General features: G+C 72.8%; 22 protein-coding genes. 5 read left to right on the top strand and 17 right to left on the bottom strand.

What is annotated here, in order from left to right:
- The 3 genes from HUW36_RS05415 to HUW36_RS05405 form a co-directional block, all read right to left on the bottom strand.
- Nucleotides 1-246: aldehyde dehydrogenase family protein (locus HUW36_RS05415; protein ID WP_174527107.1), on the bottom strand; the 246-nt coding region annotated here is incomplete at its 3' end.
- A gap of 44 nt (nt 247-290) precedes the next feature.
- Complete coding sequence (locus HUW36_RS05410; protein WP_174527106.1) at nt 291-944, bottom strand: TetR/AcrR family transcriptional regulator C-terminal domain-containing protein; 654 nt, start codon at nt 942-944, stop codon at nt 291-293.
- A 1-nt stretch (nt 945) separates the two neighbouring features.
- Nucleotides 946-2,334 (bottom strand): LRV domain-containing protein, encoded by a 1,389-nt coding sequence (locus tag HUW36_RS05405; RefSeq protein ID WP_174527105.1) that lies wholly within the window; start codon nt 2,332-2,334, stop codon nt 946-948.
- A gap of 190 nt (nt 2,335-2,524) precedes the next feature.
- On the opposite strand from HUW36_RS05405, the gene HUW36_RS05400 reads away from it, so the two are divergent.
- The gene (locus HUW36_RS05400; protein WP_174527104.1) at nt 2,525-3,697 is read left to right on the top strand and encodes an acyl-CoA dehydrogenase family protein; all 1,173 of its coding nucleotides are present in this window, start codon (nt 2,525-2,527) and stop codon (nt 3,695-3,697) included.
- Between the two features lie 4 nt (nt 3,698-3,701).
- Here HUW36_RS05400 and HUW36_RS05395 read toward each other — a convergent pair whose 3' ends face one another.
- From HUW36_RS05395 to dnaE, 3 genes are all read right to left on the bottom strand, one after another.
- Nucleotides 3,702-4,739: an aminotransferase class V-fold PLP-dependent enzyme gene (locus HUW36_RS05395; RefSeq protein WP_174527103.1), complete on the bottom strand. Its 1,038-nt coding sequence runs from the start codon at nt 4,737-4,739 to the stop codon at nt 3,702-3,704.
- Between the two features lie 830 nt (nt 4,740-5,569).
- Entirely contained in the window at nt 5,570-6,958 is a 1,389-nt protein-coding gene (locus tag HUW36_RS05390; protein ID WP_174527102.1) for a cation:dicarboxylate symporter family transporter, read from the bottom strand.
- A gap of 109 nt (nt 6,959-7,067) precedes the next feature.
- Entirely contained in the window at nt 7,068-10,601 is a 3,534-nt protein-coding gene (dnaE, locus tag HUW36_RS05385; protein ID WP_174527101.1) for a DNA polymerase III subunit alpha, read from the bottom strand.
- A 186-nt stretch (nt 10,602-10,787) separates the two neighbouring features.
- On the opposite strand from dnaE, the gene HUW36_RS05380 reads away from it, so the two are divergent.
- Both HUW36_RS05380 and HUW36_RS05375 read left to right on the top strand, forming a co-directional pair.
- Entirely contained in the window at nt 10,788-11,129 is a 342-nt protein-coding gene (locus tag HUW36_RS05380; protein WP_174527100.1) for a PadR family transcriptional regulator, read from the top strand.
- Nucleotides 11,126-12,073, top strand: coding sequence for a permease prefix domain 1-containing protein (locus HUW36_RS05375; RefSeq protein WP_174527099.1), 948 nt, complete (start codon nt 11,126-11,128; stop codon nt 12,071-12,073). The genes HUW36_RS05380 and HUW36_RS05375 overlap by 4 nt, the downstream gene beginning before the upstream one ends.
- Nucleotides 12,074-12,240: 167 nt before the next feature.
- On the opposite strand, the gene HUW36_RS05370 is transcribed toward HUW36_RS05375, so the two are convergent.
- The 7 genes from HUW36_RS05370 to pgsA form a co-directional block, all read right to left on the bottom strand.
- Nucleotides 12,241-12,990, bottom strand: coding sequence for a YebC/PmpR family DNA-binding transcriptional regulator (locus tag HUW36_RS05370; protein ID WP_174527098.1), 750 nt, complete (start codon nt 12,988-12,990; stop codon nt 12,241-12,243).
- 134 nt (nt 12,991-13,124) lie between these two features.
- Complete coding sequence (pdxT, locus tag HUW36_RS05365; RefSeq protein WP_174527097.1) at nt 13,125-13,730, bottom strand: pyridoxal 5'-phosphate synthase glutaminase subunit PdxT; 606 nt, start codon at nt 13,728-13,730, stop codon at nt 13,125-13,127.
- 76 nt (nt 13,731-13,806) lie between these two features.
- Nucleotides 13,807-14,718 carry a pyridoxal 5'-phosphate synthase lyase subunit PdxS gene (pdxS, locus tag HUW36_RS05360; protein ID WP_174527096.1) on the bottom strand — a complete coding sequence of 304 codons (912 nt, stop codon included), beginning with the start codon at nt 14,716-14,718 and terminating at the stop codon, nt 13,807-13,809.
- A 132-nt stretch (nt 14,719-14,850) separates the two neighbouring features.
- On the bottom strand, nt 14,851-15,354 hold the full coding sequence (locus HUW36_RS05355; protein ID WP_174527095.1) for a hypothetical protein: 504 nt from the start codon (nt 15,352-15,354) through the stop codon (nt 14,851-14,853).
- A gap of 82 nt (nt 15,355-15,436) precedes the next feature.
- Nucleotides 15,437-16,597 carry a glycosyltransferase family 4 protein gene (locus tag HUW36_RS05350; protein WP_174527094.1) on the bottom strand — a complete coding sequence of 387 codons (1,161 nt, stop codon included), beginning with the start codon at nt 16,595-16,597 and terminating at the stop codon, nt 15,437-15,439.
- An 11-nt stretch (nt 16,598-16,608) separates the two neighbouring features.
- Nucleotides 16,609-17,541: a phosphatidylinositol mannoside acyltransferase gene (locus tag HUW36_RS05345; RefSeq protein WP_174527093.1), complete on the bottom strand. Its 933-nt coding sequence runs from the start codon at nt 17,539-17,541 to the stop codon at nt 16,609-16,611.
- Nucleotides 17,538-18,158 (bottom strand): phosphatidylinositol phosphate synthase, encoded by a 621-nt coding sequence (gene pgsA, locus HUW36_RS05340; protein ID WP_174527092.1) that lies wholly within the window; start codon nt 18,156-18,158, stop codon nt 17,538-17,540. Before pgsA ends, HUW36_RS05345 begins: the two co-directional genes overlap by 4 nt.
- Nucleotides 18,159-18,409: 251 nt before the next feature.
- On the opposite strand from pgsA, the gene HUW36_RS05335 reads away from it, so the two are divergent.
- Entirely contained in the window at nt 18,410-20,566 is a 2,157-nt protein-coding gene (locus tag HUW36_RS05335) for an elongation factor G-like protein EF-G2 (protein WP_174527091.1), read from the top strand.
- A 40-nt stretch (nt 20,567-20,606) separates the two neighbouring features.
- On the opposite strand, the gene HUW36_RS05330 is transcribed toward HUW36_RS05335, so the two are convergent.
- The 4 genes from HUW36_RS05330 to thrS form a co-directional block, all read right to left on the bottom strand.
- Entirely contained in the window at nt 20,607-21,665 is a 1,059-nt protein-coding gene (locus HUW36_RS05330; RefSeq protein WP_174527090.1) for an aldo/keto reductase, read from the bottom strand.
- Nucleotides 21,666-21,971: 306 nt separating this feature from the next.
- A complete protein-coding gene (locus HUW36_RS05325; protein WP_174527089.1) occupies nt 21,972-22,607 on the bottom strand; it encodes a CG0192-related protein in 636 nt (211 codons plus the stop codon).
- A 32-nt stretch (nt 22,608-22,639) separates the two neighbouring features.
- Nucleotides 22,640-23,197: an HIT family protein gene (locus HUW36_RS05320; protein ID WP_425487218.1), complete on the bottom strand. Its 558-nt coding sequence runs from the start codon at nt 23,195-23,197 to the stop codon at nt 22,640-22,642.
- 76 nt (nt 23,198-23,273) lie between these two features.
- The gene (thrS, locus tag HUW36_RS05315) at nt 23,274-25,292 is read right to left on the bottom strand and encodes a threonine--tRNA ligase (RefSeq protein WP_174527088.1); all 2,019 of its coding nucleotides are present in this window, start codon (nt 25,290-25,292) and stop codon (nt 23,274-23,276) included.
- A 202-nt stretch (nt 25,293-25,494) separates the two neighbouring features.
- On the opposite strand from thrS, the gene HUW36_RS05310 reads away from it, so the two are divergent.
- On the top strand, nt 25,495-26,037 hold a 543-nt coding region (locus HUW36_RS05310), incomplete at its 3' end, for a DUF1775 domain-containing protein (RefSeq protein ID WP_174527087.1).

Genomic DNA, 26,037 nt, shown 5'->3' with positions numbered 1-26,037 from the left:
CAGCCGGTCGAGGTGGGCGGCCCGGTCGGCCGGTGCCGTGGCGGCCCAGCCGGGGAAGGCGGCCCGGGCGGCGGCGACGGCCCGGTCCACGTCGGCCGGGGTGCCGGCGGGGACCTGCCCGATGATCTCCCCGGTCGCCGGGTTCTCGACCGGGATCGTCCCGCCGTCCGCCGGGTCGGCCCAGTCCCCGGCGAGGTGCAGGTGGCGGCGGACCAGCAGGGCGGGAGGCGCGTCGGCGAGATCCATGGAGTCCCTTCGGGGGCGGGAAACTAGCAGTGGGAGTTTCGACGCTACCCCGGACCGCTGGCACGTTCCAGAGGGGTCACCGTCCGGGCGTACTCGGCCGCGAGGCCGTGCAGCAACGCGTCCAGGCCGAGGGTGAACGCGCCCTCGTCGACGCTGCGCTGGTGGCCGCGCAGCCGGTGGGCCTGCGTGAGGTGCGGGTGGGCCGCGTACAACTCCGGGTCCTCCACGAACCCCCTCGCGAACGAGCCGAGCGCCGACCCGGCCACGAAGTAGCGCAGCGCGGCGCCGATGTGGGTGGCCCGGGCCGGCGGCCAGCCCGCCCGGACCAGCGCGCCGTAGACGGCGTCGGCCATGGCCAGCGCGGCCGGCCGGCGGCCCGGCCCCTGCGCCAGGTAGGGGACGATGTTCGGGTGCGCGGCCAGCGCCGCGCGGTAGGACCGGGCCCAGCGGCGTAGCGCCTCGACCCAGTCGTTCCGGTCGAAGACGCTGACGTCGACCGTGCCGGTGACGCTGTCCGCCACGGCGTCGAGGATCTCGTCCTTGGTGGCGAAGTGGTTGTAGAGCGAAGGGCCCTGCACGCCGAGCGCGGCGGCCAGCCGGCGGGTGGAGAACGCGCCGAGACCGTCGGCGTCGATGAGCACGAGCGCGGTCTCGACGATCCGGTCCCGGTTGAGCCGGGCCTGGCGGGGACGAGGCATGTCAGACCTCCCGGGCGGCGGAGCCGGTGGAGGCCGGGAGGATCCCCGCCCCGGCAAGGATCCGTTCCATGAGGGGGACCGGAAGGTTGGGGTTCCGCGCCGCCGATCCCGCGGCGGCCGGATCGTCGAGCAGTTCGGCCAGCCGCCCGGCGGCGAGGCGGGGGTCGGACGCCATCCAGGACCGGACGCCGCCGTCGGCATCACGGCTGAGCCGGTCGATCAGCTCGGCCGGCGCCTCCGGGTCGTAGCGGACCAGCATGCGCGCCCTCGGATCGGCGGAGTCCGCCAGCCGGGCCAGCCCGACCCGCGGGAAGTTGGGCCGCGCGATCAACATGCTCGCCGTGATCACCTGAGCCTCCAGGTACGTCGCGAGCAGCAGCTCCCCGGGGACCTCGTCGTGGTGCTCACCGAGCAGCAGCCGGACCGCGAAGTCGTCGTCGCCGGCGAGCCGGGCCACCTGGTCCGGACGCAGGTTCGGGCTGTACGCGGCGCTGCGCCGCAGCCCGACGTGGGCCGAGCGGACGGCGCCGTCCAGTGCGTCGGGGTCGCCGAGCCGGTCGAGCACCCACCGAGCGGGTCGGAGCCGGGTCTCCGGCCGCACCTCGTAGTCGACGGCGGCGCGCTCGGCCTCGGTGAGCCCGGGTCGCAGGGACAGCCGTAGCCGCACCGTCGGGTCGGGGTCGGTGGCCAACTCCTCGACCAGGTCGCGGGGCAGGTGCGGGTTCTCGGCCACGGCCGCGCGGACGTCCCGGTCCTGGTGCCGGGCGAGCCGCTGCGCCACCGTCCGCGCCAACGGGATCTCGACGGCCAGGTCCCGCAGCCACCAGGGGTCCGACCACGCCGCGTCGAGCACGCCGGCGAGCAGTTCCGGGCGTCGGCGCCACGCCCGTCGGGCCACCGCGTCGCGCACCCGGGGGTCGGGGTCGGTGAGCAGCCGGTCGGTGAGGTCGTCCGGCGGATCCACCCAGCCTGCGTACCCGGAGACCCGGACCTCGGGATCGGGGTCCTCGACCATCCGGGCCCGGACGTGCACCGGACACTGCCGGGACCCGGCCACCTCGTCGCGGACCCGCTGGTCCGGGTCCGCCGCCAGCCGGGCGTAGGTCTCCTCGGGCAGCGGCGCGGGCGTGGCCCGGAACAGGTCCGGCCCGTGGGCGAGCAGGATACGGACCATCGGCGCGGGATCGTCGACGAGCAGGGCACGCTGGTGCGGCGTGGCTGACGCACTGTCCGCCAGCGCCGCCCGCACCCGCCGATCCGGGTGCGCGGCGACGGCGGCGCAGAAGTCGTCCGGCAGCGCGTTCCGGAAGATCAGCACCGCTACGCCCGCGTCGCTGTCGTCAAGCATGCGCAGCAGCAATTCCGACGGGGTCGCCGGGTTGCCGGCCACTCCCCTCACCTGTTCGCAGACCAGGTCCCGCAAACCGCCTCCCGTCCGAAACCACCTGATCACGCACCCTAACCGGGCGGGCCTCACCGCGGCGGCCACAGGAGGGTCTGGACGGATGAAAACTTACACCGCTAGTTTAAGGGCGACCGCCGCCGCCCGCGACGGTCGCCACGCCGACCGAGGGGGCATCGTGGACTTCGCACTGTCCGACGAGGAACGGGCCGTCCGGGACACCGTGCGCGCCTTCGTCACCCGCGAGGTGCTGCCGCTGGAGCAGGAGGTGCTGCGCCGCGAGCGCGCACACCGCCCCGGCCTGGACCGCTCCGAGCTGCGCGAGTTGCAGCTCAGGGCGAAGAAGTTCGGGTTCTGGGGGCTGGCCACCCCCGAGGAGTACGGCGGGATGGACCTGCCCGCGGTGATGCAGTCGCTGATCTGGACCGAACTGGGCCGTAGTTTCGTGCCGTTCCGCTTCGGCGGCGAGGCCGACAACATCCTGTTCCACGCCACCGAGGAGCAGAAGCGCGAGTTCCTGATCCCGACCATCGAGGGCGAGCGGATCTCCTGCTTCGCCATCACCGAGCCGGGCGCGGGCTCCGACGCGGCCAACATCAAGCTGCGCGCCCGCCGCGACGGCGACGACTGGGTCCTCGACGGCGAGAAGACGTTCATCACCAACGGCAACGACGCCGACTTCGCCATCGTGGTCGCGGTGACCGACCCGGAGAAGGGCGCCCGGCGCGGCGGCGCCACCGCGTTCCTGGTGGACCGCGCGATGGGCTGGCGGTCGGAGTTCATCCAGACCATGGGCGAGGGCGGCCCGGCCTCGCTGATCTTCGACGGCGTACGGGTGCCGCACCGCAACATCCTCGGCGAGATCGGGCAGGGCTTCACGCTCGGCATGGAGTGGATCGGCAAGGGCCGCTACACCATCCCGTCGCACGCCGTCGGCATCGCCGAGCGCGCCCTGCAGATGGCGATCGACCACGCCAACACGCGCGAGACGTTCGGCGCGCCGATCGCCACCAACCAGGCCATCCAGTGGATGATCGCCGACTCGGAGACCGAGCTGGAGGCCGCCCGCTGGCTGATCCTGCGCTCGGCCTGGACCGTCGACCAGGGCCTCGACCCCCGGCACGCCTCCTCGATGGGCAAGCTCTACGGCGCCGGCATGGTCAACCGGGTGGTCGACCGGGTGCTCCAGATCCACGGCGGCATGGGCTACACCCGGGAACTGCCGATCGAGCGCTGGTACCGACAGGTCCGGCTCTACCGGATCTTCGAGGGCACCGACGAGATGCAGCGGCTGATCATCTCGCGGGACCTGCTGCGCGGCTACACGAAGATCGGCGGCCACCTGGCCTGAGCGGTCAGCCGGTCAGCGCCTCCACCGCCCGGTCCACGTCCGCCTCGGTCGTGTAGAGGTGGAACGAGGCGCGGACCCGCCCGGCCCGTACCGCCGCGCGCACTCCGGCACGGGCCAGCCGCGCCTGCGCGTCCGGCACGTCCACGCTGACGATCGCACTGTCGCCCGGCGGCCGACCCAGCCCGGCCAGGAACCTGTTGGCCAGCGCCACGTCGTGGTCCCGTACCGCCGCCAGATCGAGGTCGGCGAGCAGTTCCAGCACCGGTGCCGCCCCGGCGTAGCAGAGCCACGACGGGGAGATGTCGAAACGGCGGGCGTCGTCGGCCAACCGCAACGGCATGCCGTAGTACGAGGCGTGCGGGTCGCGGCCCGCGTACCAGCCGGCGGCGTCCGGGCGCATCCGCTCGCGCAGCGCCGGGGCCAGGTAGGCGAAGGCCGCGCCGCGCGGCGCCATCAACCACTTGTACGCCCCCACCAGCACCGCGTCCGCGCGGTCGGCCGCGAACGGCAGCCACCCGCACGCCTGCGTCGCGTCCACCACGACGAGCGCGCCGTGCGCCCGGGCCGCCGCGACGATCTCGTCGTACGGCGCGACCGTGCCGTCGGCGGACTGCACCACGCTGAACGCCACCAGGTCGGTGCCGGAGTCGATCGCGTCGACCAGGCCGTCGAGCGGCACGGTCCGTACCCGTACGCCGCGCTCCTCCTGCACCAGCCAGGGGAACAGGATCGAGGTGAACTCGACCTCGGGCACGACCACCGTGGCTCCCCGCGGCAGTGTCGCCGCGATCGGCGCGGCCAGCTGCGACACGGCGGCGCCGACGCTCACGTCGGCCGGGTCCACGCCGACCAGCCGGGCGAACGCGGCCCGGGACCGGCCGACCGACTCGTCCCACACCTCGAACGACACCTCGCCGGTCCGCCACTCGGCCAGCATCTGCTGCACGGCCGTCCACACCGGATCGGGCGGCAACCCGAAGGTCGCCGTGTTCAACCAGCCCGGCTCCACCTGCCACAACTTCCGCGCCTGCTCCAGCTCCATGCCACGGACGCTAGCCATCCCCACCCCCACCCGAAACCACCAATCCCACCCCCGTGGCCCGCACTCCACCCCGCCCGCCGTTCACCCTCGCCCCACGCTCCCCGCCCCCTGCCATCCCCGCCCCGCCCTACGCCCCCCGCGCTGCGCCCCGCCCCCGGCCCCGCCCTGCACCCCTACCCTCGACCTCGCCCTGCGCCCCCGGCCCCGCCCTGCATCCCCCCACCCCCGGCCCTGCCCTGCATCCCCCCACCCCCGGCCCTGCCCTGCCCCGCACCCCCGGCCCTGCCCTGCCCCCCACCCCCGGCCCTGCCCTGCCCCAATCCCCGGCCCCCCTGCACCCCGGCCTTGCCCTGCACCCTGGCTCCGCCCTGCACCCTGGCCCCGCCCTGCACCCCACCCAGGCCTCACCCCTGGGCCCACGCCCCACGCCCCACGATCTTGCAGTTCCGGCCGCCTCACTGGGCGTTTCACCCCTTTCGCCCGGACGGAAAGTGCATGATCGCGGCCGGGCCCGCGGCGTTGCCGCCGCATTAAGGCGATGGTTGAAGGCCGATATACCGCTCAGTCATATTTATGACTCAGCGGTATATCGCTCGAAACCCACGTGCCCTTCTGGTCGGTCGAGTCAGGGTGGGCCTCGGGAGGTGGACCCACCCACACAGACGGGGCGCTCCGGCCGTGCCCGTCTCGCAAAAGCGCTGCTCCAGGGCGCACGGCTGGTCCGCAGGCAGACCATGCCGGACCTGACGTAGCCAATCCCGCCTCTGGTGAGTTCGGGCCGAGCCGGGCCGAGCCGAGCCGAGCCGGGCCCGGCGCCGGCTGGCGGCGGGTCAGGTGGTGGAGCCGGCGAGCGGGCGGTCGGCGCCGGGCGGGGCGTCCTCGGCCGTGGGCTCGTCGTCGTCCTCGTCGACCATGCTGGCCTCGTCGAACGGCCGGTCCCCGGCCAGGACGGCGCGCGCCTGGTCGCGGTCGAACTCACCGGTCCAGGTGCCGACCAGCACGGTGGCCACGGCGTTGCCGGCGAAGTTGGTCAGCGCCCGGGCCTCGGACATGAACCGGTCGATGCCGACGATCAGGCCGACGCCGTCGACCAGGTCCGGCCGGTGCGACTGGAGGCCGCCGGCCAGCGTGGCCAGACCGGCGCCGGTCACGCCGGCGGCACCCTTGGACGCGATGACCATGAAGACCAGCAGCGAGATCTGCTCGGAGACGGCCAGCGGCTTGCCCAAGGCGTCGGCCACGAACAGCGAGGCCATGGTGAGGTAGATGGCGGTGCCGTCGAGGTTGAACGAGTAGCCGGTCGGGACCGTGATGCCGACGACCGGCCGACCGACCCCGACGTGCTCCATCTTGGCGATCAGTCGGGGCAGCGCCGACTCCGACGACGAGGTGGAGAGGATCAGCAGGAACTCCCGGCCCAGGTAGCGCAGCAGCGAGAAGATCGAGATGCCGGAGATCAGGCGCAACAGCAGGCCGAGCACCACGATCACGAAGATCAGGCAGGTGGCGTAGAAGCCGAGCATGATCTGGGCCAGGCTCTTCAACGCGTCCACGCCGGTGGCGCCGACCACTGCCGCCATCGCGCCGAACGCGCCGATCGGGGCCAGCCACATGATCATGGCCAGCACCTTGAAGACCAGGCGCTGCAGGACGCCGATCGCCCGCAGTACCGGCTCGCCCCGGCTGCCCAGGCCCTGCACGGCGAAGCCGACCAGCAGCGCGACCAGCAGGGTCTGCAACACCTCGCCCTCGGTCAGCGCGGAGACCAGCGTGGTCGGGATGATGCCGAGCAGGAAGTCGACCGTGCCGGCGCTCTCGTCACCGGCGGCGGACCGACCGGCGTCGGCCACCTCGGGGCCCAGGTCCAGGCCCGAGCCGGGGTGGATGATGTTGCCGACCACGAGGCCGATGGCGAGCGCGACCGTCGACATGACCAGGAAGTAGCCGAGCGCGAGCCCGCCGACCTTGCCGACCTTCGCCGCCTGCCGGACGGATCCGACGCCGAGCACGATGGTGCAGAAGATCACCGGGCTGATCATCATCTTGATCAGGTTCACGAAGCCGGTGCCCAGCGGTTTCAGCGCCGTACCGACGTCGGGCGCGACCAGGCCGACCACGATGCCGGCGACGACGGCGGCGATGACCGCCAGGTAGAGGTACCGGGTCCGGTCCCGGTGGGCGGGTCGGACAGCCTCGGGGGTGGGGGTGGTGGTGTCCATCTCGCCACTGTGGACCAGGTCTCACCGGACCGCACGCGGACCGTACGGCCCGGTACGGGACGCCGGACCGGGCCGGGGATGGAGTGCCGGCCGGGCCCGACGTCGCCGGTCAGCTCACGTTGGCCGGACCGAGCACGCTCTTCAGGTCGCCCATCAGGGCCGTGGTCGGCGCGACCCGGAACGGGCCGAGGCGCAGCGTGGTGACCTTGCCGCCGTTGAGCAGCTTGACGTGCACCTCGCAGTCGCCCGGGTGCAGCACCAGGGTCTCCTTGAGCCGCTCGACGAGCGGCGGCGTGCAGCGGTGCACCGGGATGGTCAGGGTGACCGGCTTGTTCGCCGGGTTGCTGGTGACGTCCGGCATGGACATGTCCATCGCCATGATCCGGGGGGTGTCGTCGCGCCTGTCGACCCGGCCCTTGACCACCACGATGGCGTCCTCGGCGATGTACTGCCCGATCACCTCGTAGGTGTTCGGGAAGAACAGCGTCTCCACGCCGCCGGCCAGGTCCTCCAGGGTGGCCGAGGCCCAGGCCCGGCCCTGCTTGGTGACCCGACGCTGCACGCCGGAGAGGATGCCGGCGAGCGTGACCACCGCGCCGTCGGGCACGGTGCCCTCCTCGGAGAGCGCGGCGATGGTGGTGTCGGCCGCCGCGCCGAGGACGTGCTCCAGGCCGAACAGCGGGTGATCGGAGACGTAGAGGCCGAGCATCTCGCGTTCGAAGGCGAGCTTGTCCCGCTTGTCCCACTCACTGTCGCCGATGACCGGCATGACCGTGGTGCTGCCGCCGGTGTCCGCGTCGCCGAAGCCGGCGCCGAAGAGGTCGTACTGGCCGACCGCCTCCTTGCGCTTGACGTCGGCGTACGCGTCGATGGCGTCGGCGTGCACCGCCAACAGGCCCTTGCGGGGGTGCTTGAGCGAGTCGAACGCGCCGGCCTTGATCAGCGATTCGATCGTCTTCTTGTTGCAGACGACCGCGTCCACCTTGGACAGGAAGTCGTAGAAGTCGGTGTAGTCGCCCTTCTCGTCGCGACACCGCATGATCGACGCGACCACGTTCGCGCCGACGTTGCGGACCGCGCCGAGACCGAAGCGGATCTCCTTGCCGACCGGAGTGAACGGGCCGGCCGAGGTGTTCACGTCCGGCGGGAGGACCTGGATACGCATCCGGCGGCACTCGGACAGGTAGAGAGCCATCTTGTCCTTGTCGTCACCGACGGAGGTGAGCAACGCGGCCATGTACTCGGCGGGATAGTGCGCCTTCAGGTACGCGGTCCAGTAGGAGACCAGGCCGTACGCGGCGGAGTGGGCCTTGTTGAACGCGTAGCCGGCGAACGGGACCAGCACGTCCCACACCGCCTGGATGGCCTCGTCGGAGTAGCCGCGCTCGCGGCAGCCGTCCCGGAACGGGATGAACTCCTTGTCCAGGATCTCCTTCTTCTTCTTGCCCATCGCCCGGCGCAACAGGTCCGCCTGGCCGAGCGTGTAGCCGGCGAGGATCTGCGCGGCGCGCTGCACCTGCTCCTGGTAGACGATCAGGCCGTAGGTGGGGGCGAGGATCTCGCGCAGCGGCTCCTCCAGCTCCGGGTGGATCGGGGTGATCTCCTGGAGCCCGTTCTTGCGCAGCGCGTAGTTGGTGTGCGAGTCGACGCCCATCGGGCCGGGCCGGTAGAGCGCCAGCACGGCCGAGATGTCCTCGAAGTTGTCCGGCTTCATCAGCCGCAGCAGCGAGCGCATCGGGCCGCCGTCGAGCTGGAAGACGCCGAGCGTGTCACCGCGGGCGAGCAGCTCGTACGCCTGCCTGTCGTTCAACGGCAGGCCCAGCAGGTCGAGCTCCAGGCCGTGGTTGAGCTGGATGTTCTTCACCGCGTCGTCGATGATCGTCAGGTTGCGCAGGCCGAGGAAGTCCATCTTCAGCAGCCCGAGCGACTCGCAGGTCGGGTAGTCGAACTGCGTGATGATGACGCCGTCGGAGTCGCGCCGCATCAGCGGGATGTGCTCGATGATCGGTTCGGCGGACATGATCACGCCCGCGGCGTGCACACCGGTCTGCCGGATCAGGCCCTCGATGCCCTTCGCGGTCTCGATGACCTTCTTGACGTCCGGGTCGGTCTCGTAGAGGCCCCGGATCTCACCCGCCTCGGCGTAGCGCGGGTGCTTCGGGTCGAAGATGCCGGACAGCGGGATGTCCTTGCCCATCACCGCCGGAGGCATGGCCTTGGTGATCCGGTCGCCGACCGCGTACGGGAAACCCAGCACCCGGGCCGAGTCCTTGATCGCGGCCTTCGCCTTGATCGTGCCGAACGTGGCGATCTGCGCGACCTTGTCCTCGCCCCACTTGTCGGTCACGTACTTGATGACCTCACCGCGCCGGCGCTCGTCGAAGTCGATGTCGACATCCGGCATCGAGACGCGCTCGGGGTTGAGGAACCGCTCGAAGATCAGGCCGTGCGGGATCGGGTCGAGGTCGGTGATGCCCAGCGCGTACGCCACCAGCGAGCCGGCGGCCGAGCCACGCCCCGGACCGACCGCGATGCCCTGGCTCTTGGCCCACTGGATGAAGTCGGCGACCACGAGGAAGTAGGACGGGAAGCCCATCTGGATGATGACGCCCAGCTCGTACTCGGCCTGGACGACGTGGCCCTCCGGGATCCCGCCCGGGAAGCGGCGCTTGAGCCCGGCGAACGTCTCCTTGCGGAACCAGGACTCCTCGGTCTCGCCCTCGGGGATCGGGAACCGCGGCATCAGGTTGTGGAACGTGAACATGCCGGTGGGGTCGACCTTCTCGGCCACCAGCAGCGTGTTGCGGCAGCCCTGCTGCCACAGCTCGGAGGAGTCCACGGCGCGCATCTGGTCGGCGGACTTGACGAAGTAGCCGCCGCCCTCGAACCGGAACCGGTTCGGGTCGGCCACGTTGCTGCCGGTCTGCACGCAGAGCAGCACGTCGTGCGCCTCGGCCTGGGCCTCGTGGGTGTAGTGCGAGTCGTTCGTGACCACCGGCGGGATGTCGAGCTTGCGGGCGATCTCGGTGAGCCCGTCGCGGACCCGGCGCTCGATGTCGAGCCCGTGGTCCATGATCTCCAGGAAGTAGTTGTCCTTGCCGAAGATGTCCTGGTAGGCGGCGGCGACCTTGAGCGCCTCGTCGAACTGGCCGAGCCGCAGCCGGGTCTGCACCGCGCCGGACGGGCAGCCGGTGGTGGCCATGATGCCCTCGGCGTGCTCGGCGATCAGCTCCATGTCCATCCGGGGCCACTTGACGTAGTGGCCCTCCATCGAGGCGCGGGAGTTGAGCTTGAACATGTTGTGCAGGCCGGTGCGGTTCGCCGCCCACATGGTCATGTGGGTGATGGCGCCGTTGCCGGAGACGTCGTCGCTCTTCTGCTCGGGGCGCCCCCACTTGACCCGGGCCTTGTGGAAGCGCGACTCCGGCGCGACGTACGCCTCGACGCCGAGGATGGGCTTGACCCCGGCGGCCATGGCCTGTTTGTAGAAGTCGTTCGCGCCGTGCATGTTGCCGTGGTCGGTGATCGCCACCGCCGGCATGCCGAGCCGCGCCGCCTCGGCGAACAGGTCCTTGAGCCGGGCCGCCCCGTCGAGCATCGAGTACTCGGTGTGTACGTGCAGATGCGCGAACGAATCGCCCATGCGTGGCGCCCCCCGGGTTGTGGATCAAGTTGCGTCGGAGTCGACCGACCCACCCTACCGAGGCGGTCCGACCGGCTCCACCGTCCGCGCCGGGGGTGGCCGGCGTCTCTCCCTACCGCCCGGACGTACGCCACACGATGCTGTACTCGATTGCAATGGTGTGTGGCACACACTATCGTGTGTCACATGGTCAGCGACGAGGTCCTCCGGACCCACCTCCAGGAGCTGCGACGCGGCACGATCGTGGTGGCCAGCCTGGTCGCCCTACGCCGCCCCGACTACGGCTACGCCCTGCTGCAACGGTTGGCCGCGCACGGCTTCGCGGTCGACGCCAACACGCTCTACCCGCTGCTGCGCCGGCTCGAGGAACAGGGCCTGCTGACCAGCGAGTGGAACACCGAGGAGAGCCGGCCGCGCAAGTTCTACCGCACCAGTGACGACGGCGAGAGGGTGCTGGGCCGCCTGCTCGACGACCTGACCGCGGTCCAGACGTCCGTCACCCAGCTGATCGAAGGAGTAGGGCGATGAGTTCCCTGACCGACCGCTACGTCGCGGCCACCCTCCGGACCGTGCCGGCGCCCCGCCGCGCCGAGCTCGCCGAGGAGCTGCGCGCCTCCATCGCCGACATGATCGACGACCGGACCGCCGGCGGGCAGGACCACGGCTCCGCCGAGCGCGAGGTGCTCACCGAGATGGGCAACCCCGAGCAGCTCGCGGCGCGCTACAGCGACCGCACGCTCCAGCTCATCGGCCCGCGCTACTACCTGCTCTGGTGGCGGGTGCTGCGGACGCTGCTCACCTGGATCCCGGCGATCGTCGGCGTGGTCACCGGCGTGGTCAAGGCGACGGTCGGCGGCGAACCGGGCGCGGCGATCGGCGCCGGCATCGCGAGCGCGTTGCAGACGGCCGTGCAGATCGCCTTCTGGGTCACGCTGTCCTTCGCCGTCCTGGAGCGCACCCGGGCCCCGCTCGGGCTGCCCGAGTGGACCGTCGACCAACTCCCCGAGGAGACCCACGAGCGGCAGATCAGCCAGCCGGACAGCGTCGCGTCCGTGGTGTTCCTGCTCGGCACGGTCGGCGTCCTGGTCGGGCAGCACTTCCAGCACTGGGCCGGCGGCGACGGGTCCCGGCTGCCGGTGCTCGACCCGGCGCTCTGGAGCTTCTGGCTCCCGGCGCTGATCGCGGTGCTGCTGGCCACCGTCGGCCTGGAGGTCGCGAAGTACCGGTCGGGCCGGTGGACCTGGCCGCTCGTGGCGGTCAACGCGCTGCTCAACCTGGCGTTCGCGGCGCCGGTGGTGTGGCTGCTGCTGACCGACCGGCTGCTCAACCCGGACCTGATCGAGCGCTTCGCCTGGCTCCGTGAGGGCGGCGCGGACGACGTCGCCCGGATCGCCGTGGTGGTCACCGTGGTCGTCGCGGGCTGGGACGTGATCGACAGCGCGGTCAAGGCGGTCCGCGCCGGCCGCCGGTGACCGACCGGCCCGGCGCACGCTCCGGTGGGGCGTGCGCCGGGCCCACCGGTGCGCCGGGCCTCAGGCCACCCGCGCGCCACTCCCGCTCCAGCACCCGGCGGCGACAGAAGGGACGACCGACGCCGCCGACCTCACGATCGACGCAGGAGGGACGGGCGCGGGCCGGGTCAGCCGACCGCGGCCATCACCTCGTCGGAGACGTCGAAGTTGGCGTAGACGTTCTGCACGTCGTCGCAGTCCTCCAGCACGTCGATCAGCTTGAAGATCTTGCGCGCGCCCTCCTCGTCCAGCGGCACGTTCACGCTGGGGATCAGGGAGGACTCGGCCGACTCGTACTCGATGCCGGCGTCCTGCAGCGCGGTGCGCACCGCGATCAGGTCGCCCGGCTCGGAGACCACCTCGAACGCCTCGTCGAGGTCGTTGACCTCCTCGGCGCCGGCGTCGAGGACGGCCATCATCACGTCGTCCTCGCTGGTGCCGGCCTTGGGCACGATCACCACGCCCTTGCGGGAGAACATGTACGACACCGAGCCGGCGTCGGCGAGCGAGCCGCCGTTGCGGGTCAGCGCGGTGCGCACCTCGGTGGCGGCGCGGTTGCGGTTGTCGGTGAGGCACTCGATCAGCATCGCCACGCCGTTCGGGCCGTAGCCCTCGTACATGATCGTCTGCCAGTCGGCGCCGCCCGCCTCCAGCCCGGAGCCGCGCTTGACCGCGCGGTCGATGTTGTCGTTCGGGACGGAGTTCTTCTTCGCCTTCTGGATGGCGTCGTAGAGGGTCGGGTTGCCGGCCGGGTCGCCGCCGCCGGTGCGGGCCGCCACCTCGACGTTCTTGATCAGCTTGGCGAACATCTTGCCGCGCTTGGCGTCGATCACGGCCTTCTTGTGCTTGGTGGTCGCCCACTTTGAGTGGCCGGACATCTGAGTACCTCCGTTAGTGATCCACGCCTGCGTCGACAGCCCACGCCGGAGCCGAACCCGGCAATCCTACCGAGCGGACGTCACCGCGCGTCACTCCCGTCACCACGAGCGGCGCGGCACGCGCCGGCGGCCGGTCAGGCGGCGGCCCGGACCAGGTCGACGAAGAAGCGGTGCAGGCGCAGGTCGCCGGTCAGCTCGGGGTGGAACGAGGTGGCCAGCAGGTTGCCCTGGCGGACCGCGACGATCCGGCCGGCCGCCGGGCCGTCGCTGACCCGGCCGAGCACGTCGACGTCCGGGCCGACCCGCTCGACCCACGGCGCGCGGATGAACACCGCGTGGAACGGGTCGCCGTCGACCCCGCTGATCGACACCGGGGCCTCGAACGAGTCCACCTGGCGGCCGAACGCGTTGCGCCGGACCGTCATGCCGATGCCGGCGAAGCCGCGCTGGTCGGGGCGGCCGTCCAGCACCTCGGTGGCCAGCATGATCATGCCGGCGCAGGAGCCGTAGACCGGCATCCCGGCGGCGATCCGCTTGTCGATCGGCTCGCGCATCTCGAAGATGTCCACCAGCTTGCTGATCGTGGTCGACTCGCCGCCGGGCACCACCAGGCCGTCGACCGCGTCCAGCTCGCCGGGGCGGCGCACCGGCCGGGCGTCGGCGCCCGCGCCGGTCAGCGCCGCGACGTGCTCGCGTACGTCGCCCTGGAGCGCGAGCACGCCGATCACGGGTACGGTCACGCCGTTCCTCCCACAGGTGTTGAGCGGGGGCCCTTTCTCTACCGGATGCGTTAAGAAGGGGCCCTTCCTTACATGCTCACCAACCGCGCTCGGCGAGGCGGTGCGGCTGGGGGATCTCGTCGACGTTGATCCCGACCATCGCCTCGCCCAGCCCCCGCGACACCTTGGCCAGCACGTCCGGGTCGTCGTGGAACGTGGTCGCCTTGACGATCGCGGCGGCCCGCTGGGCCGGGTTGCCGGACTTGAAGATGCCCGAGCCGACGAACACGCCCTCCGCGCCGAGCTGCATCATCATGGCCGCGTCGGCCGGGGTGGCGATGCCGCCCGCGGTGAACAGCACGACCGGCAGCTTGCCGCGCTCGGCGACCTCCTTGACCAGCTCGTACGGGGCCTGCAGCTCCTTCGCCGCGACGTACAGCTCGTCGGCCGGCAGCGACTGGAGCCGGCGGATCTCCTGCCGGATCTTCCGCATGTGGGTGGTGGCGTTGGAGACGTCACCGGTGCCCGCCTCGCCCTTCGAGCGGATCATGGCGGCGCCCTCGGTGATCCGGCGCAGCGCCTCGCCCAGGTTGGTCGCGCCGCACACGAACGGGACGGTGAACGCCCACTTGTCGATGTGGTTGGCGTAGTCGGCCGGGGTCAGCACCTCGGACTCGTCGACGTAGTCGACGCCGAGCGCCTGGAGGATCCGCGCCTCGACGAAGTGGCCGATCCGGGCCTTGGCCATCACCGGGATCGAGACGGCGGAGATGATGCCGTCGATCATGTCCGGGTCGCTCATCCGGGACACGCCACCCTGGGCGCGGATGTCGGCCGGCACGCGCTCCAGAGCCATCACGGCCACGGCGCCGGCGTCCTCGGCGATCTTCGCCTGCTCGGGGGTGACCACGTCCATGATGACGCCACCCTTGAGCATCTCGGCCATGCCGCGCTTGACGCGGGCGGTGCCGACGGTGGCGTCGGTGGTCGGGGAGGTGGATTCAGACACGGGTCATCGCTCCTCGGCGTGCTGGGGAGGGGGGCTGCGCTGGAATGCTACGACCGGCGCGACGCCGCTCCGACAGCCAATCGGCCCCCCGGTGGCCTGCCCTGTGGCCGCCGTCACGGCCCCCGGACCCGGTCAGCCGGTGGTGACGTCCGCGCGGGGCACCACCGTCGGGTCGTCGATGTCGAAGTAGCGGGGCCACTCCCGCCCCCGTCCCATTCGGAACAGCCGCACCACCGGCCGGCTGCGGGCCGAGCGGGCGTCCCGGACCAGGTCGGTGTGCACCTGCCGGGCCAACGCCAACCGGCGGCTGGCGGCGATCACCGCCGCGCAGGCCGCGTCGTCCGGGTCCAGCCGCACCGCGCGCAACTGCCGGGTGAGGTCGTTCTCGGCGGCCTCACGCTCCTCCGGGGCGGCGTCCAGCGCGATCCGGGCGGCGGCGTACAGCTCCACGCCGTACCGCTGCTCGGCCAGGACCGCGGCGGCGGCCGCGCGGCGCAGCAGGTGCGCGTCCAGCGCACGGGCCGCCGAGTCCGCCCGGACCTGGAGCCGCTGCACCCGGCCGGAGGTCCAGGTCAGGTACGCCGAGACCAGCCCGAGCACCAGAAGCGCGCCCACCACCCACCACATGCCCGGCATCGTAGTGCTGCTCCTCATCCCGGCCGGCCGGCGCGGGCACCGGTCGACGCGCTCGTCACAGCGGCCCCACCGGCCACCGTGCTCAGCCCAGCCCCGCCCACTCCTGGTCCATGACCCGGCCGTCGGTGGCCTCGATCGCGGCTGCGTATACCTCCAGAACGCGGCGGGCAACCACGGGCCAGTCGAAATTCGCCACCACCTGGTCGCCGGCGGCGGTCAGCCCGGCCCGCTGGCCCTCGTCGTCGAGCAGCTCGGTCAGCGCGGCGCCCAGCGCCACCGCGTCGCCGGTCGGGAAGAGCCGGCCGGCCCGGCCGCCGTCGAGCACCCGGCGGAACGCGTCCAGGTCGCTGGCGACCACCGTGGTGCCGGCGGCGAGCGCCTCGGTGAGGATCATCCCGAAGGACTCCCCTCCGGTGTTCGGTGCGACGTAGAGGTGCGCGCTGCGCAGCATGCGTGCCTTGTCCGCCTCGGAGACCAGGCCGAGGAAGGTGACCCGGTCGCGCAGCTCGGCCGGGAACCGCCCGTACAGCTCGTCGGCGTCGCCCGGACCGGCCACCAGCAGACGCAGCCCGGGGCGTCGCGGGGCGAGCGCGACGAACGCGTCGCGCAGGATCGGGAAGCCCTTGCGGGGCTCGGTGAACCGGCCCAGGAAACCCAGCGTGCCGCCGGCGCCCGGTGCGCACTCCCCCGGCCAGTCGGGCAGCGGCGCCACCCCGGCGAACTTCGCCACCGTCACCCCGTTGGGGATCTCCACCGCGCCGCCGTCCATGTGCTCGACCTGCACCTTGCGGGCGAGCGCGCTGACCGCGATCCGGGCGGTGATCCGCTCCAGCACGATCCGCAGCACCCCCTGCGCGGCGGAGAGCACCCGGGAGCGGGTCATCGCGGTGTGGAAGGTGGCCACCACCGGGCCGCGGGCGCAGAGCACCGCCAGCATCGACAGGCTCGGGGTCAGCGGCTCGTGCACGTGCAGCACGTCGAAGTCGCCGCGGGTGATCCAGCGCCGCACCCGGGCGGTGGAGACCGGGCCGAAGGCGATCCGGGCCACCGAGCCGTTGTACGGCAGCGGCACGGCCCGGCCCGCCGACACCACGTACGGCGGCAGCGGCGCGTCCTCGTCGGCCGGAGCCAGCACGCTCACCTCGTGGCCGAGCCCGAGCAGCGCCTCGGCCAGGTCCATGACGTGGTTCTGCACCCCGCCCGGCACGTCGAAGGAGTACGGGCACACGATGCCGATCCGCACTGGCGCCCCCTCTAGACCGTCCCGGTGGTGGCCGGCGGCTGCGCCGACGTGGGCGCACCCTGCGGCCCCTGGTCCAGCCACATCCGCTGCAGCATGTGCCAGTCTTCCGGATGCCGGGCGATGCCCGCCGCCAGACCGTCGGCAATCCGCTGCGTCACCACGCGCACCCGCTCGTCGAGCGGGGCGCTGTCCGGTTCCGGCAGCGGCAGCGGGCCCTCGATCGACGCGCACGCCGCGTCCGGTTCGTACCACATCGAGGCCACGTAGAGCGGGGCGCCGGTGCGGATGGCCAGCAGCGCCGGCCCGGCCGGCATCCGGGTCCGGCCGCCGAAGAAGTCGACCTCCACGCCCCGGGCCGACAGGTCCCGGTCGGCGAGCAGGGGCACCACGTAACCGGCGCGCAGCCGGTCCACCAGCACGTCGAACGCGGGACGCGAGCCGCCGCGGTTGGGCAGGATCTCCATTCCCAGCCCTTCCCGGAAGCCGACGAACCGCTCGTAGACGCCGTCCGGAAGCCGCTCGGCGACGGTGGTCATCGGCCAGCCGGTGGCCGCCACCCAGGCGCCCGCGGCGTCCCAGTTGCCGGCGTGCGGCAGCGCCACCACGGCACCCCGCCCGGCCGCCACGTCGGCGGCGAGCAGGTCCTGCCCGTCCAGGCGGAACCCGGCGAGGATCTGCGCCCGGCTCAGGCCGGGCAACCGGAACGCCTCCATCCAGTAGCGGGCGTACGAGCGCAGGCCCGCACGCACCAGCGCGTCCAGCTCCACCTCGGGCAGCTCCGGGCCGACCACCCGGCGCAGGTTCGCGCGCAGTCGACGCGTACCCCCGCCGTCCCGGCGGTGGGCGCGGTCGGCGCCCGCCCGGAAGGCCGCGGCCGCGACGGACCGGGGCAGCGCCCGGACCAGGCGCCAGCCCGCGACGAAGCCCGCCTCGGTGAGGTTCACTCCGTGCCGACCCGCTGGGCCTGGCGGTACACGTGGGCCATCCGCTGCCCGACGGTGAAGATCGAGACGGCGGCGAGCAGCCAGAGCGCGACCTCCAGCGCCGGACGGAGGCCGACGCCGGTGAGCAGGCCGCCGACGCCGACGATGAGCAGCCGCTCGGTGCGCTCGGCGATCCCGACGTTGCAGGTCATGCCGAGCCCCTCGGCGCGGGCCTTCACGTAGGAGACCAGCCCGCCCGCGGCCAGGCAGATCAGCGCCGCGGCCACGCCCGAGTAGTCGTGTTCGGTGGCCAGCCAGTACGCGACCGCGCCGAAGACCGCGCTGTCGGCGATCCGGTCCATGCTCGAGTCGAGGAACGCGCCGAACCGGGTCGAGCCACCGCTCATCCGGGCCATCGTGCCGTCGAGCAGGTCGGTGAGGGCGAAGACCGTGACGATCAGCGCGCCGGCGACCAGGTGGCCACGCGCGCCGAAGCCGAGGGCGCCGACGAGCACGCCGACGGTGCCGGTCACGGTGACCGCGTTCGGGGACACACCCGCACGGAGCAGTCCGCGCGCGATCGGCTCCACGACGCGGGTCATGCCCGCGCGGGCCGTCACTTGGAAGATCTTCGCCATGGCGGTCCCACGATAACGGCCGGCAGCGGACGAGGACACAGCCGGGCGGACGACCCGCCCGACGACACTTGTGTCGGCACCGGCGCGGGTGTGAGATCGAGCCGGGAGGTGAGCCAGTTCACCGGATCACCGGTCCGCGTTCCCGTCCAGCAGCAGATCACCGGAAGATATCGCCGCGGCGCCCGTCCGGGTCCGCTCCCCCGTCGCCCGCGGCGGTCGCCACCACCACCGGTTGAGGGAGGTGCGCCGCGATGGCGCAGAAGAACGAGAAGGGTGTCACCGGCGGCGCGCCGGTGGTGACCGAGCCCGGCAGGGTTCGCAACGTGGTGCTCGTCGGGCACTCCGGCGCGGGCAAGACGACTCTGGTCGAGGCGCTGCTGGCGGCCAGCGGCACGATCGGCCGGGCCGGCTCGGTCACCGAGGGCACCACGGTCTGCGACCACGACCCCGCCGCCGTACGCCAACAACGCTCGGTGAGCCTGGCCTGCGCCCCGCTGGTCCACCGTGACGTCAAGGTCAACCTCCTGGACACGCCGGGCTACGGCGACTTCGTCGGCGAGCTGCGCGCGGGGCTGCGCGCCGCCGACGCGGCGCTGTTCGTGGTCTCCGCGGTCGACGGGATGGACGCCGCCACCGCCGCGCTCTGGGAGGAGTGTGCCGCGGTGGACATGCCACGCGCGGTGGCGGTCTCCCGACTCGACCACCCGCGCGCCGACTTCGACGAGGCCGTCGCGCTCTGCCAGCGCGTCTTCGGCGACAACGTGCTGCCGCTCTACCTGCCCATGCTCGGCGACGACGGCGAGTCGGTGGCCGGTCTGATGGGCCTGATCACCCGCCGTGTGTTCGACTACTCGGCCGGGTTGCCGGCGGCGGTGCGCGAGCCGGACCCCGAGCACCTGCCCGCCATCCAGGAGGCCCGCGACGAGCTGATCGAGGGGATCATCGCGGAGAGCGAGGACGAGACCCTGATGGACCGCTACCTCGGGGGCGAGCAGATCGACCCCCAGGTGCTCGTCACCGACCTGGAGACGGCGGTCGCCCGCGGCCACTTCTACCCGGTGGTGCCGGTCTGCGCGGAGACCGGCGTCGGCCTCGACGCGCTGCTCGACGGCCTGGTCACGGCGTTCCCGTCGCCGCTGGAGCACGACCTGCCGGCGGTCACCGGGGTGGACGGCTCGCCCCGCCCGCCGCTGACCTGCGACCCGGACGGCCCGCTCGTCGCCGAGGTGGTCAAGACGACGGTCGACAGGCACGTCGGGCGGGTCTCGCTGGTCCGCGTCTTCTCCGGCACGCTCCGCCCCGACCAGGTGATCCACGTGTCCGGTCACGGCATGGCCGAGCGCGGCCACCCGGACCACGACGCCGACGAGCGGGTCGGCCACGTCTACAGCCCGCTCGGTGCGACGCTGCGCGAGGTGCCGGCCTGCGTCGCCGGTGACCTGTGCGCGGTCACCAAGTCGGGCAGCGCGGAGACCGGCGACACCATCTCCGCCAGGGACGAGCCGCTGCTGGTCGCGCCCTGGGAGATGCCCGAGCCGCTGCTGCCGGTGGCGGTCGTGGCGCGCAGCCGGGCCGACGAGGACGCGCTGGCGCGCAACCTGTCCCGGCTGGTCGCCGGCGACCCGACGCTGCGGCTGGAACGCAACCCGGAGACCCACCAGCTGGTGCTGTGGTGCATGGGCGAGGCGCACGCCGACGTGGTGCTCGACCGGCTGCGCGGCGGCGGGGTCGAGCTGGACACCGAGCCGGTCCGGGTGGCGCTGCGGGAGACGTTCACCGCCGCCGCGCGCGGGCACGGACGGCACGTCAAGCAGTCCGGCGGCCACGGTCAGTACGCGGTCTGCGACATCGAGGTGGAGCCGCTGCCCCGGGGCGCCGGCTTCGAGTTCGTCGACAAGGTGGTCGGCGGCGCGGTCCCGCACAACTACATCCCGTCGGTGGAGAAGGGTGTCCGGGCGCAGATGGAGCGCGGCCTGGTCGCCGGCCACCCGGTGGTGGACCTGCGCGTCACGCTCGTCGACGGGAAGGCGCACAGCGTCGACTCCTCCGACGCGGCGTTCCAGACCGCGGGCGCACTGGCGCTGCGCGACGCCGCCGAGAAGGGTCAGCCGACGCTGCTGGAACCGGTCGACGAGATCACCGTCCGGGTGGCCGACTCCTCGGTCGGCGCGGTGATGGGCGACCTGTCCGGGCGGCGCGGCCGGGTGCTCGGCACCGAGCCCGACCCGGACGCCGAGGGCCGCACCCTGGTCCGCGCCGAGGTGCCCGCGACCGAACTGCTGCGGTACGCGGTGGAGCTGCGGTCGATGACCGCCGGCACCGGCACGTTCCGCCGCGAGTTCGCCCGCCACGAGCCCATGCCGGCCCACCTGGCCGACCAGGCCCGCAAGGAGTCCACCACCCACTGACCCCGCCGCCCCTGCCTCCCTCCCCCGCCCCCGTTCGCCGTCAGGGGCGGGCGGCGGGGACGGGGGGCATCGGCCAGTGGGGGCGGTCGGCGTCCCGGAGGGCGGCCGAGCGGACCGCCGCCAGTTGCCGCTCCACCTCGGCGAAGTGGTCCGGGGCGAGCGGACCCCGGGCCAGCGCGGCGGCGTTCTCCTCGACCTGGGCCACCGTGCGGGCGCCGGGGATCGGCACGGCCCGGTCGCTGCGCGCCCAGATCCACCCGATCGCCCCCTGCGCCAGGGTCCGGCCGTCGGCGGTGAGCGCATCCCGGACCCGGGCCACCCGACGCAGCCACTCGGGGGCCGGCCGGCCGCTGCGGAACCACTCCAGCCAGGTCGGACCGAGGCCGCGTACATCGTCGCGGGGCAGCGTCGACTCCGGCGTGTACTTGCCGGTGAGCAGCCCCATTCCGAGCGGCCCCCGGGCCAGGCTGGCCAGGTCGTGCTTGTCGCAGGCGGCCAGCATGGCCGGGGCGTCCCGGAGCACCGAGAGCGCGTGCTGCACGGCGGCGGCCCCGCGGGCGACCTGGGCGAAGGCGGCGGCCCGGTCGGCCCGGTCGGTGCTCCACCCGTACGCCCGGACCAGTCCGTCGGCGACCAGGTCGTCCAGCGTGCCGACCAGCGCCTCGACGCGGGGCAGCGGCAGGTCGCCGAGGTGCAGCTGGTAGAGGTCGATCCGGTCGGTGTCCAACCGGCGCAGCGAGTCGACCACCGCTCGGCGCAGGTACTGCGGCGAGGCGTTCTCCCCGGTGGCCTGCCGGGTCCGCTCGTCGAACGTGTAGCCCCACTTGGTGGCGATCACGGCCTGGTCCCGCCGGCCGGCGAGGGCCCGCCCGAGCACCCGCTCGCCGTGCCCGGCGCCGTAGGTGTCGGCGGTGTCGAAGAGCGTCACCCCGAGGTCCAGGGCGCGGCGGACGGCTCGCACCGACTCGTCGTCGTCGACCGCGCCCCAGCCCAGCGGGCGGGCGCCCTCCGACCACGGGCCGCCGATCGCCCAGCACCCCATGCCGAGCGCGCTCACCTCGATGCCGCTGCGGCCCAGCGGCCGCGTGCTGACTGCCATCGCCGAATCCTGTCACCTTCCCGGCGCGAGTGGGCGGCTTCGTCACCCCGAGTGCCCGGCGGCCATAACCCAGCGTGACGGGAGAGGAAGGGCCTTCCGGAGAGAGCGATATGACCAGCAGTCATATTTATGACTCCTGGTCATATCGCTCCTGAGCAGTCGGTCTGTCCGCCCGGCGACCGGCGAGTCTGCCCGCGCCGTCAGGCCGACCGTGGACAGGCCGACCGCGTGGACGGGCTGACGCCGTCAGACCGAAGCGTGGCCGAGCCGACCGGGCCGACCGGGCCGACCGGGCCGACCGGGACGTCAGCGGGCGTAGGCCAGCAGCACCGGGACGTCCTGCCCCGGCCAGGCGCCGGTCAGCCGGTTCGGAACGGGCGCACCGGCGTCGTCGGTGTCGGCCGGGACGGGCCGCCGGACCAGGACCAGCTCGACGTCCCCGGCCCGGATGACCGTCGGGTCGCCGTCGACCACCTCGTCGGCCGGGCCGGCCGGCCACGTCCGGTCGGTGCGGCTGCCCGACACGGTCATGCTCGGCTCGCGCACCTGCCGTTCGCCGTCGACCTCGAAGTACTCCTGCGCCTGACCGGCGTCGGTGAGCACCGCGGCGGCCAGCGCCGGCGGGTAGACCGGGTCGCCGCACGCGTCGTACACCCAGCGGCGACCGAGCACGGAATGCTCCACGGTGCCGACCAGGAACCGCTCCCCGCCGGCCAGCGGTGCGCCGCGGTAGGTCAGCGGCACCTGGAGCACCGGGCCCTCGCCGGCCCGCACGAGCAGCGTCTCCATGCCGACCTCGCCGGCCGGGTCGTCGAAGCGGTACGCCGCCACGCGGGTCACCGGGGCGCCGGCCCGGCCGACGAACCAGGACCGGCCGGGCAGCCAGGCGACGAGCAGCTCCAGTTTCGAGGGGCGCAGTTCCGCGCGGTGCAGGAGGGCCATGCGCAAGATCGTACTGTCGGGGTGGGCCCCGGTCAGGCCGGCCACGCCTTGGCGAGCAGGTCCCGGGTGTCCGCGAGCAGTTGCGGCAGCACCTTGGTGCGGCCGATCACCGGCATGAAGTTGGCGTCGCCGCCCCAGCGCGGCACCACGTGCTGGTGCAGGTGCGCGGCGATGCCCGCGCCCGCGACGCCGCCCTGGTTCATGCCCAGGTTGAAGCCGTGCGCGCTGGACACGTGCCGGACCACCCGCATGGCGGCCTTGGTGAACGCGGCCAGCTCGACCGTCTCCGGCTCGTCCAGCTCGGTGTAGTCGGCCACGTGCCGGTAGGGGCAGACCAGCAGGTGGCCGGGGTTGTACGGGTAGAGGTTGAGCACCGCGAAGACGTGCTCGCCCCGCGCCACCACCAGGCTGTCCTCCGCCGGCAGGCCGGGGGCCAGGCAGAACGGGCAGCCGGTCGGCTTCTCGTACCCGCCCTCGGGCCGGTCCTCGCCGGAGATGTAGGTCATCCGGTGCGGCGTCCAGAGCCGGTCCAGCCCGTCCGCCAGCCCGTCGTCGCCGCCGTACCCGGTGTCCCGCTCCGCCCCTGTCACACCGGCGATCCTACGATCCGCGGCCGACCGTCGCCGAACCGCGCCGCCACGCGGGCGGCGCGGTCCGGCGACCCGGCTACTCGGCGACGGCGGCGGTAGGGCCGCTGTTGGTACGCGACTCGACGACCTCGCGGACGTGCGCCGCCGCCTCGTCCAGCGGTACACCGTTGCGCTGCGACCCGTCCCGGTAGCGGAACGACACGGTGCCGGCGGCCACGTCGTCGTCACCGGCGATGACCATGAACGGGATCTTCTGCTGCTGGGCGTTGCGGATCTTCTTCTGCATCCGGTCGTCGCCCAGGTCGACCTCGGCCCGGATCCCCTGCCGGCGCAGCGTCGCGGCGAACTCCTCCAGGTAGTCGCCGTGGTCGTCGCGGATCGGGATGCCGACCACCTGCACCGGGGCGAGCCAGGCCGGGAACGCGCCCGCGTAGTGCTCGGTGAGCACGCCGATGAACCGCTCGATCGAGCCGAACTTGGCGCAGTGGATCATCACCGGCTGCTGCCGGGTGCCGTCGGCCGCCTGGTACTCCAGGCCGAAGCCCTTCGGCTGGTTGAAGTCGTACTGGATGGTCGACATCTGCCAGGTGCGGCCGATCGCGTCCTTGGCCTGCACCGAGATCTTCGGGCCGTAGAACGCCGCGCCGCCCGGGTCCGGCACCAGGTCCAGGCCGGTCTCCAGCGCGCACTGCTCCAGCACCGCGGTGGCGGTGGCCCAGTCGGAGTCGGTGCCGACGAACTTGTCCGGCCGGCTGTCGTCGCGGGTGGACAGCTCCAGGTAGAAGTCGTCGATGCCGAAGTCACGCAGCAGGCTGAGCACGAAGCCGAGCAGGTGCTTGATCTCGGCCGGCGCCTGTTCCCGGGTGCAGTAGGAGTGCGAGTCGTCCTGGGTGAAGCCGCGGACCCGGGTCAGGCCGTGGATGACGCCCGACTTCTCGTACCGGTAGACCGAGCCGAACTCGAACAACCGGATCGGCAGCTGCCGGTAGGACCGCCCGCGCGACCGGTAGATCAGGTTGTGCATCGGGCAGTTCATCGCCTTGAGGTAGTAGTCGCTGCCCTCCATCTCCATCGGCGGGAACATCGTGTCCTTGTAGTAGGGCAGGTGTCCCGAGGTGTGGAAGAGACCTTCCTTGGAGATGTGCGGCGTCCCGACGTACTGGAAGCCCTCCTCGATGTGGCGGGTGCGGACGTAGTCCTCCATCACCCGCTTGAGCACGCCGCCCCTGGGGTGGAAGACCGGCAGGCCGGAGCCGATCTCGTCGGGGAAGCTGAACAGGTCGAGGTCCGCGCCGAGCTTGCGGTGGTCGCGCCGGGCGGCCTCCTCCAACAGCTTCAGGTACGCCTTCAGCTCGTCCCGGGTCGGCCACGCGGTGCCGTACACGCGCTGGAGCTGCGGGTTCTTCTCCGACCCGCGCCAGTAGGCGGCGGCCGACCGCATCAGCTTGAACGCGCCGATCAGCCGGGTGTTCGGCAGGTGCGGGCCGCGGCACAGGTCCGACCAGCAGACCTTCTCCTCGTTGGCGGCGAGGTTGTCGTAGATGGTCAGCTCGCCGCCGCCCACCTCCATCACCTCGGAGGAGTCCAGGCCCTCGCCCTTGACCTCGATCAGTTCCAGCTTGAACGGCTCGGCGGCCAGCTCGGCGCGGGCCTCGTCCAGGCTGGAGAACCGGCGCCGGCGGAACCGCTGGCCGGACTTGACGATCTCCTGCATGCGCTTCTCGAGCTTGGCCAGGTCCTCCGGCTGGAAGGGCTTGCCGACCTGGAAGTCGTAGTAGAAGCCGTTCTCGATCGGCGGGCCGATGCCGAGCTTCGCCTCCGGGAAGACGTCCTGCACCGCCTGGGCCAGCACGTGCGCGGTCGAGTGGCGCAGCACGTCCAGCCCGTCCGGGGTGTCCAGCCCGACCGGCTCGACCGCGGTCTCCTCGGCCGGCTTCCAGTCCAGGTCGCGCAGCTGGCCGTGCGGGTCGCGGACCACCACGACCGCCTTCGGCCCGGTCGTGGGCAGGCCGGCCGCGGCCACCGCGTCGGCCGCCGTGGTCCCGGCGGCGACGACGACGGGGTCGGCCACGACGGGGGTACGGGGTGCGGACACGGTGACTCCTGTCGTCGAGGTACGGATGGGCCGGTGACCGGCCCCTGCGATGCTATCGGTCGCCCCGAGCCCCGCCGACGCCGACGCCACGTCCCGCCGACGACGAGTTGGGCGTGCCGTTGAACCTTTCCGTCCTCCCGGCCGAACTACCGGGTGGGGTCGGAGCCGGTACCGACCCCAGTCGAGAAGGATGGGGACGACCATGAGGATGACCCGTCAGGGCCGGTGGGCGGCGGCGCTGCTGGCCGCCGCGCTCGCCGCGACGGTGGGTTGGCCGGGCGCCGCGAGCGCCGCCGCCGGGGTGACCGTCACGACCTCCCCCGGCGAGGTGCACCAGGGCGACGCGATCGAACTGTCCGTGGTGGTGCCCGCGGACCGGCCGGGCACCCGGACCACCAAGATCGAGCTGACCATGCCCGCGGACGCCCCGATCGGTGAGGTCTACCCGCTGTCCGTGCCGGACTGGGCGCCGACCATCACCACCCGCACCCTCGACCAGCCGGTCGCCGGCATCCACGCGGCCGAACTCAACCAGGTGACCCACGCCGTGACCTGGCTCCGGGTGCCCGGTGGCGGCACCGGGGCGGCCCGGCTGCCGCTCGGCATGGGCCCGATGCCCGCCACCGACCGGCTGGTGTTCACCGTGGTGCAGACGTACGCCGACGGCACGGTGGTGCGCTGGGCGGACCCGGCCGGCGGGGCGCATCCGGCGCCGACGGTCGCGCTGCTGCCGCCGCCGGCGGGC

This window comes from Micromonospora maritima (assembly GCF_902825405.1).
Taxonomy (GTDB): domain Bacteria; phylum Actinomycetota; class Actinomycetes; order Mycobacteriales; family Micromonosporaceae; genus Micromonospora; species Micromonospora maritima.
Note: the sequence above shows the minus strand (reverse complement) of the source record. Positions and strands in the feature narration are given on the sequence as shown.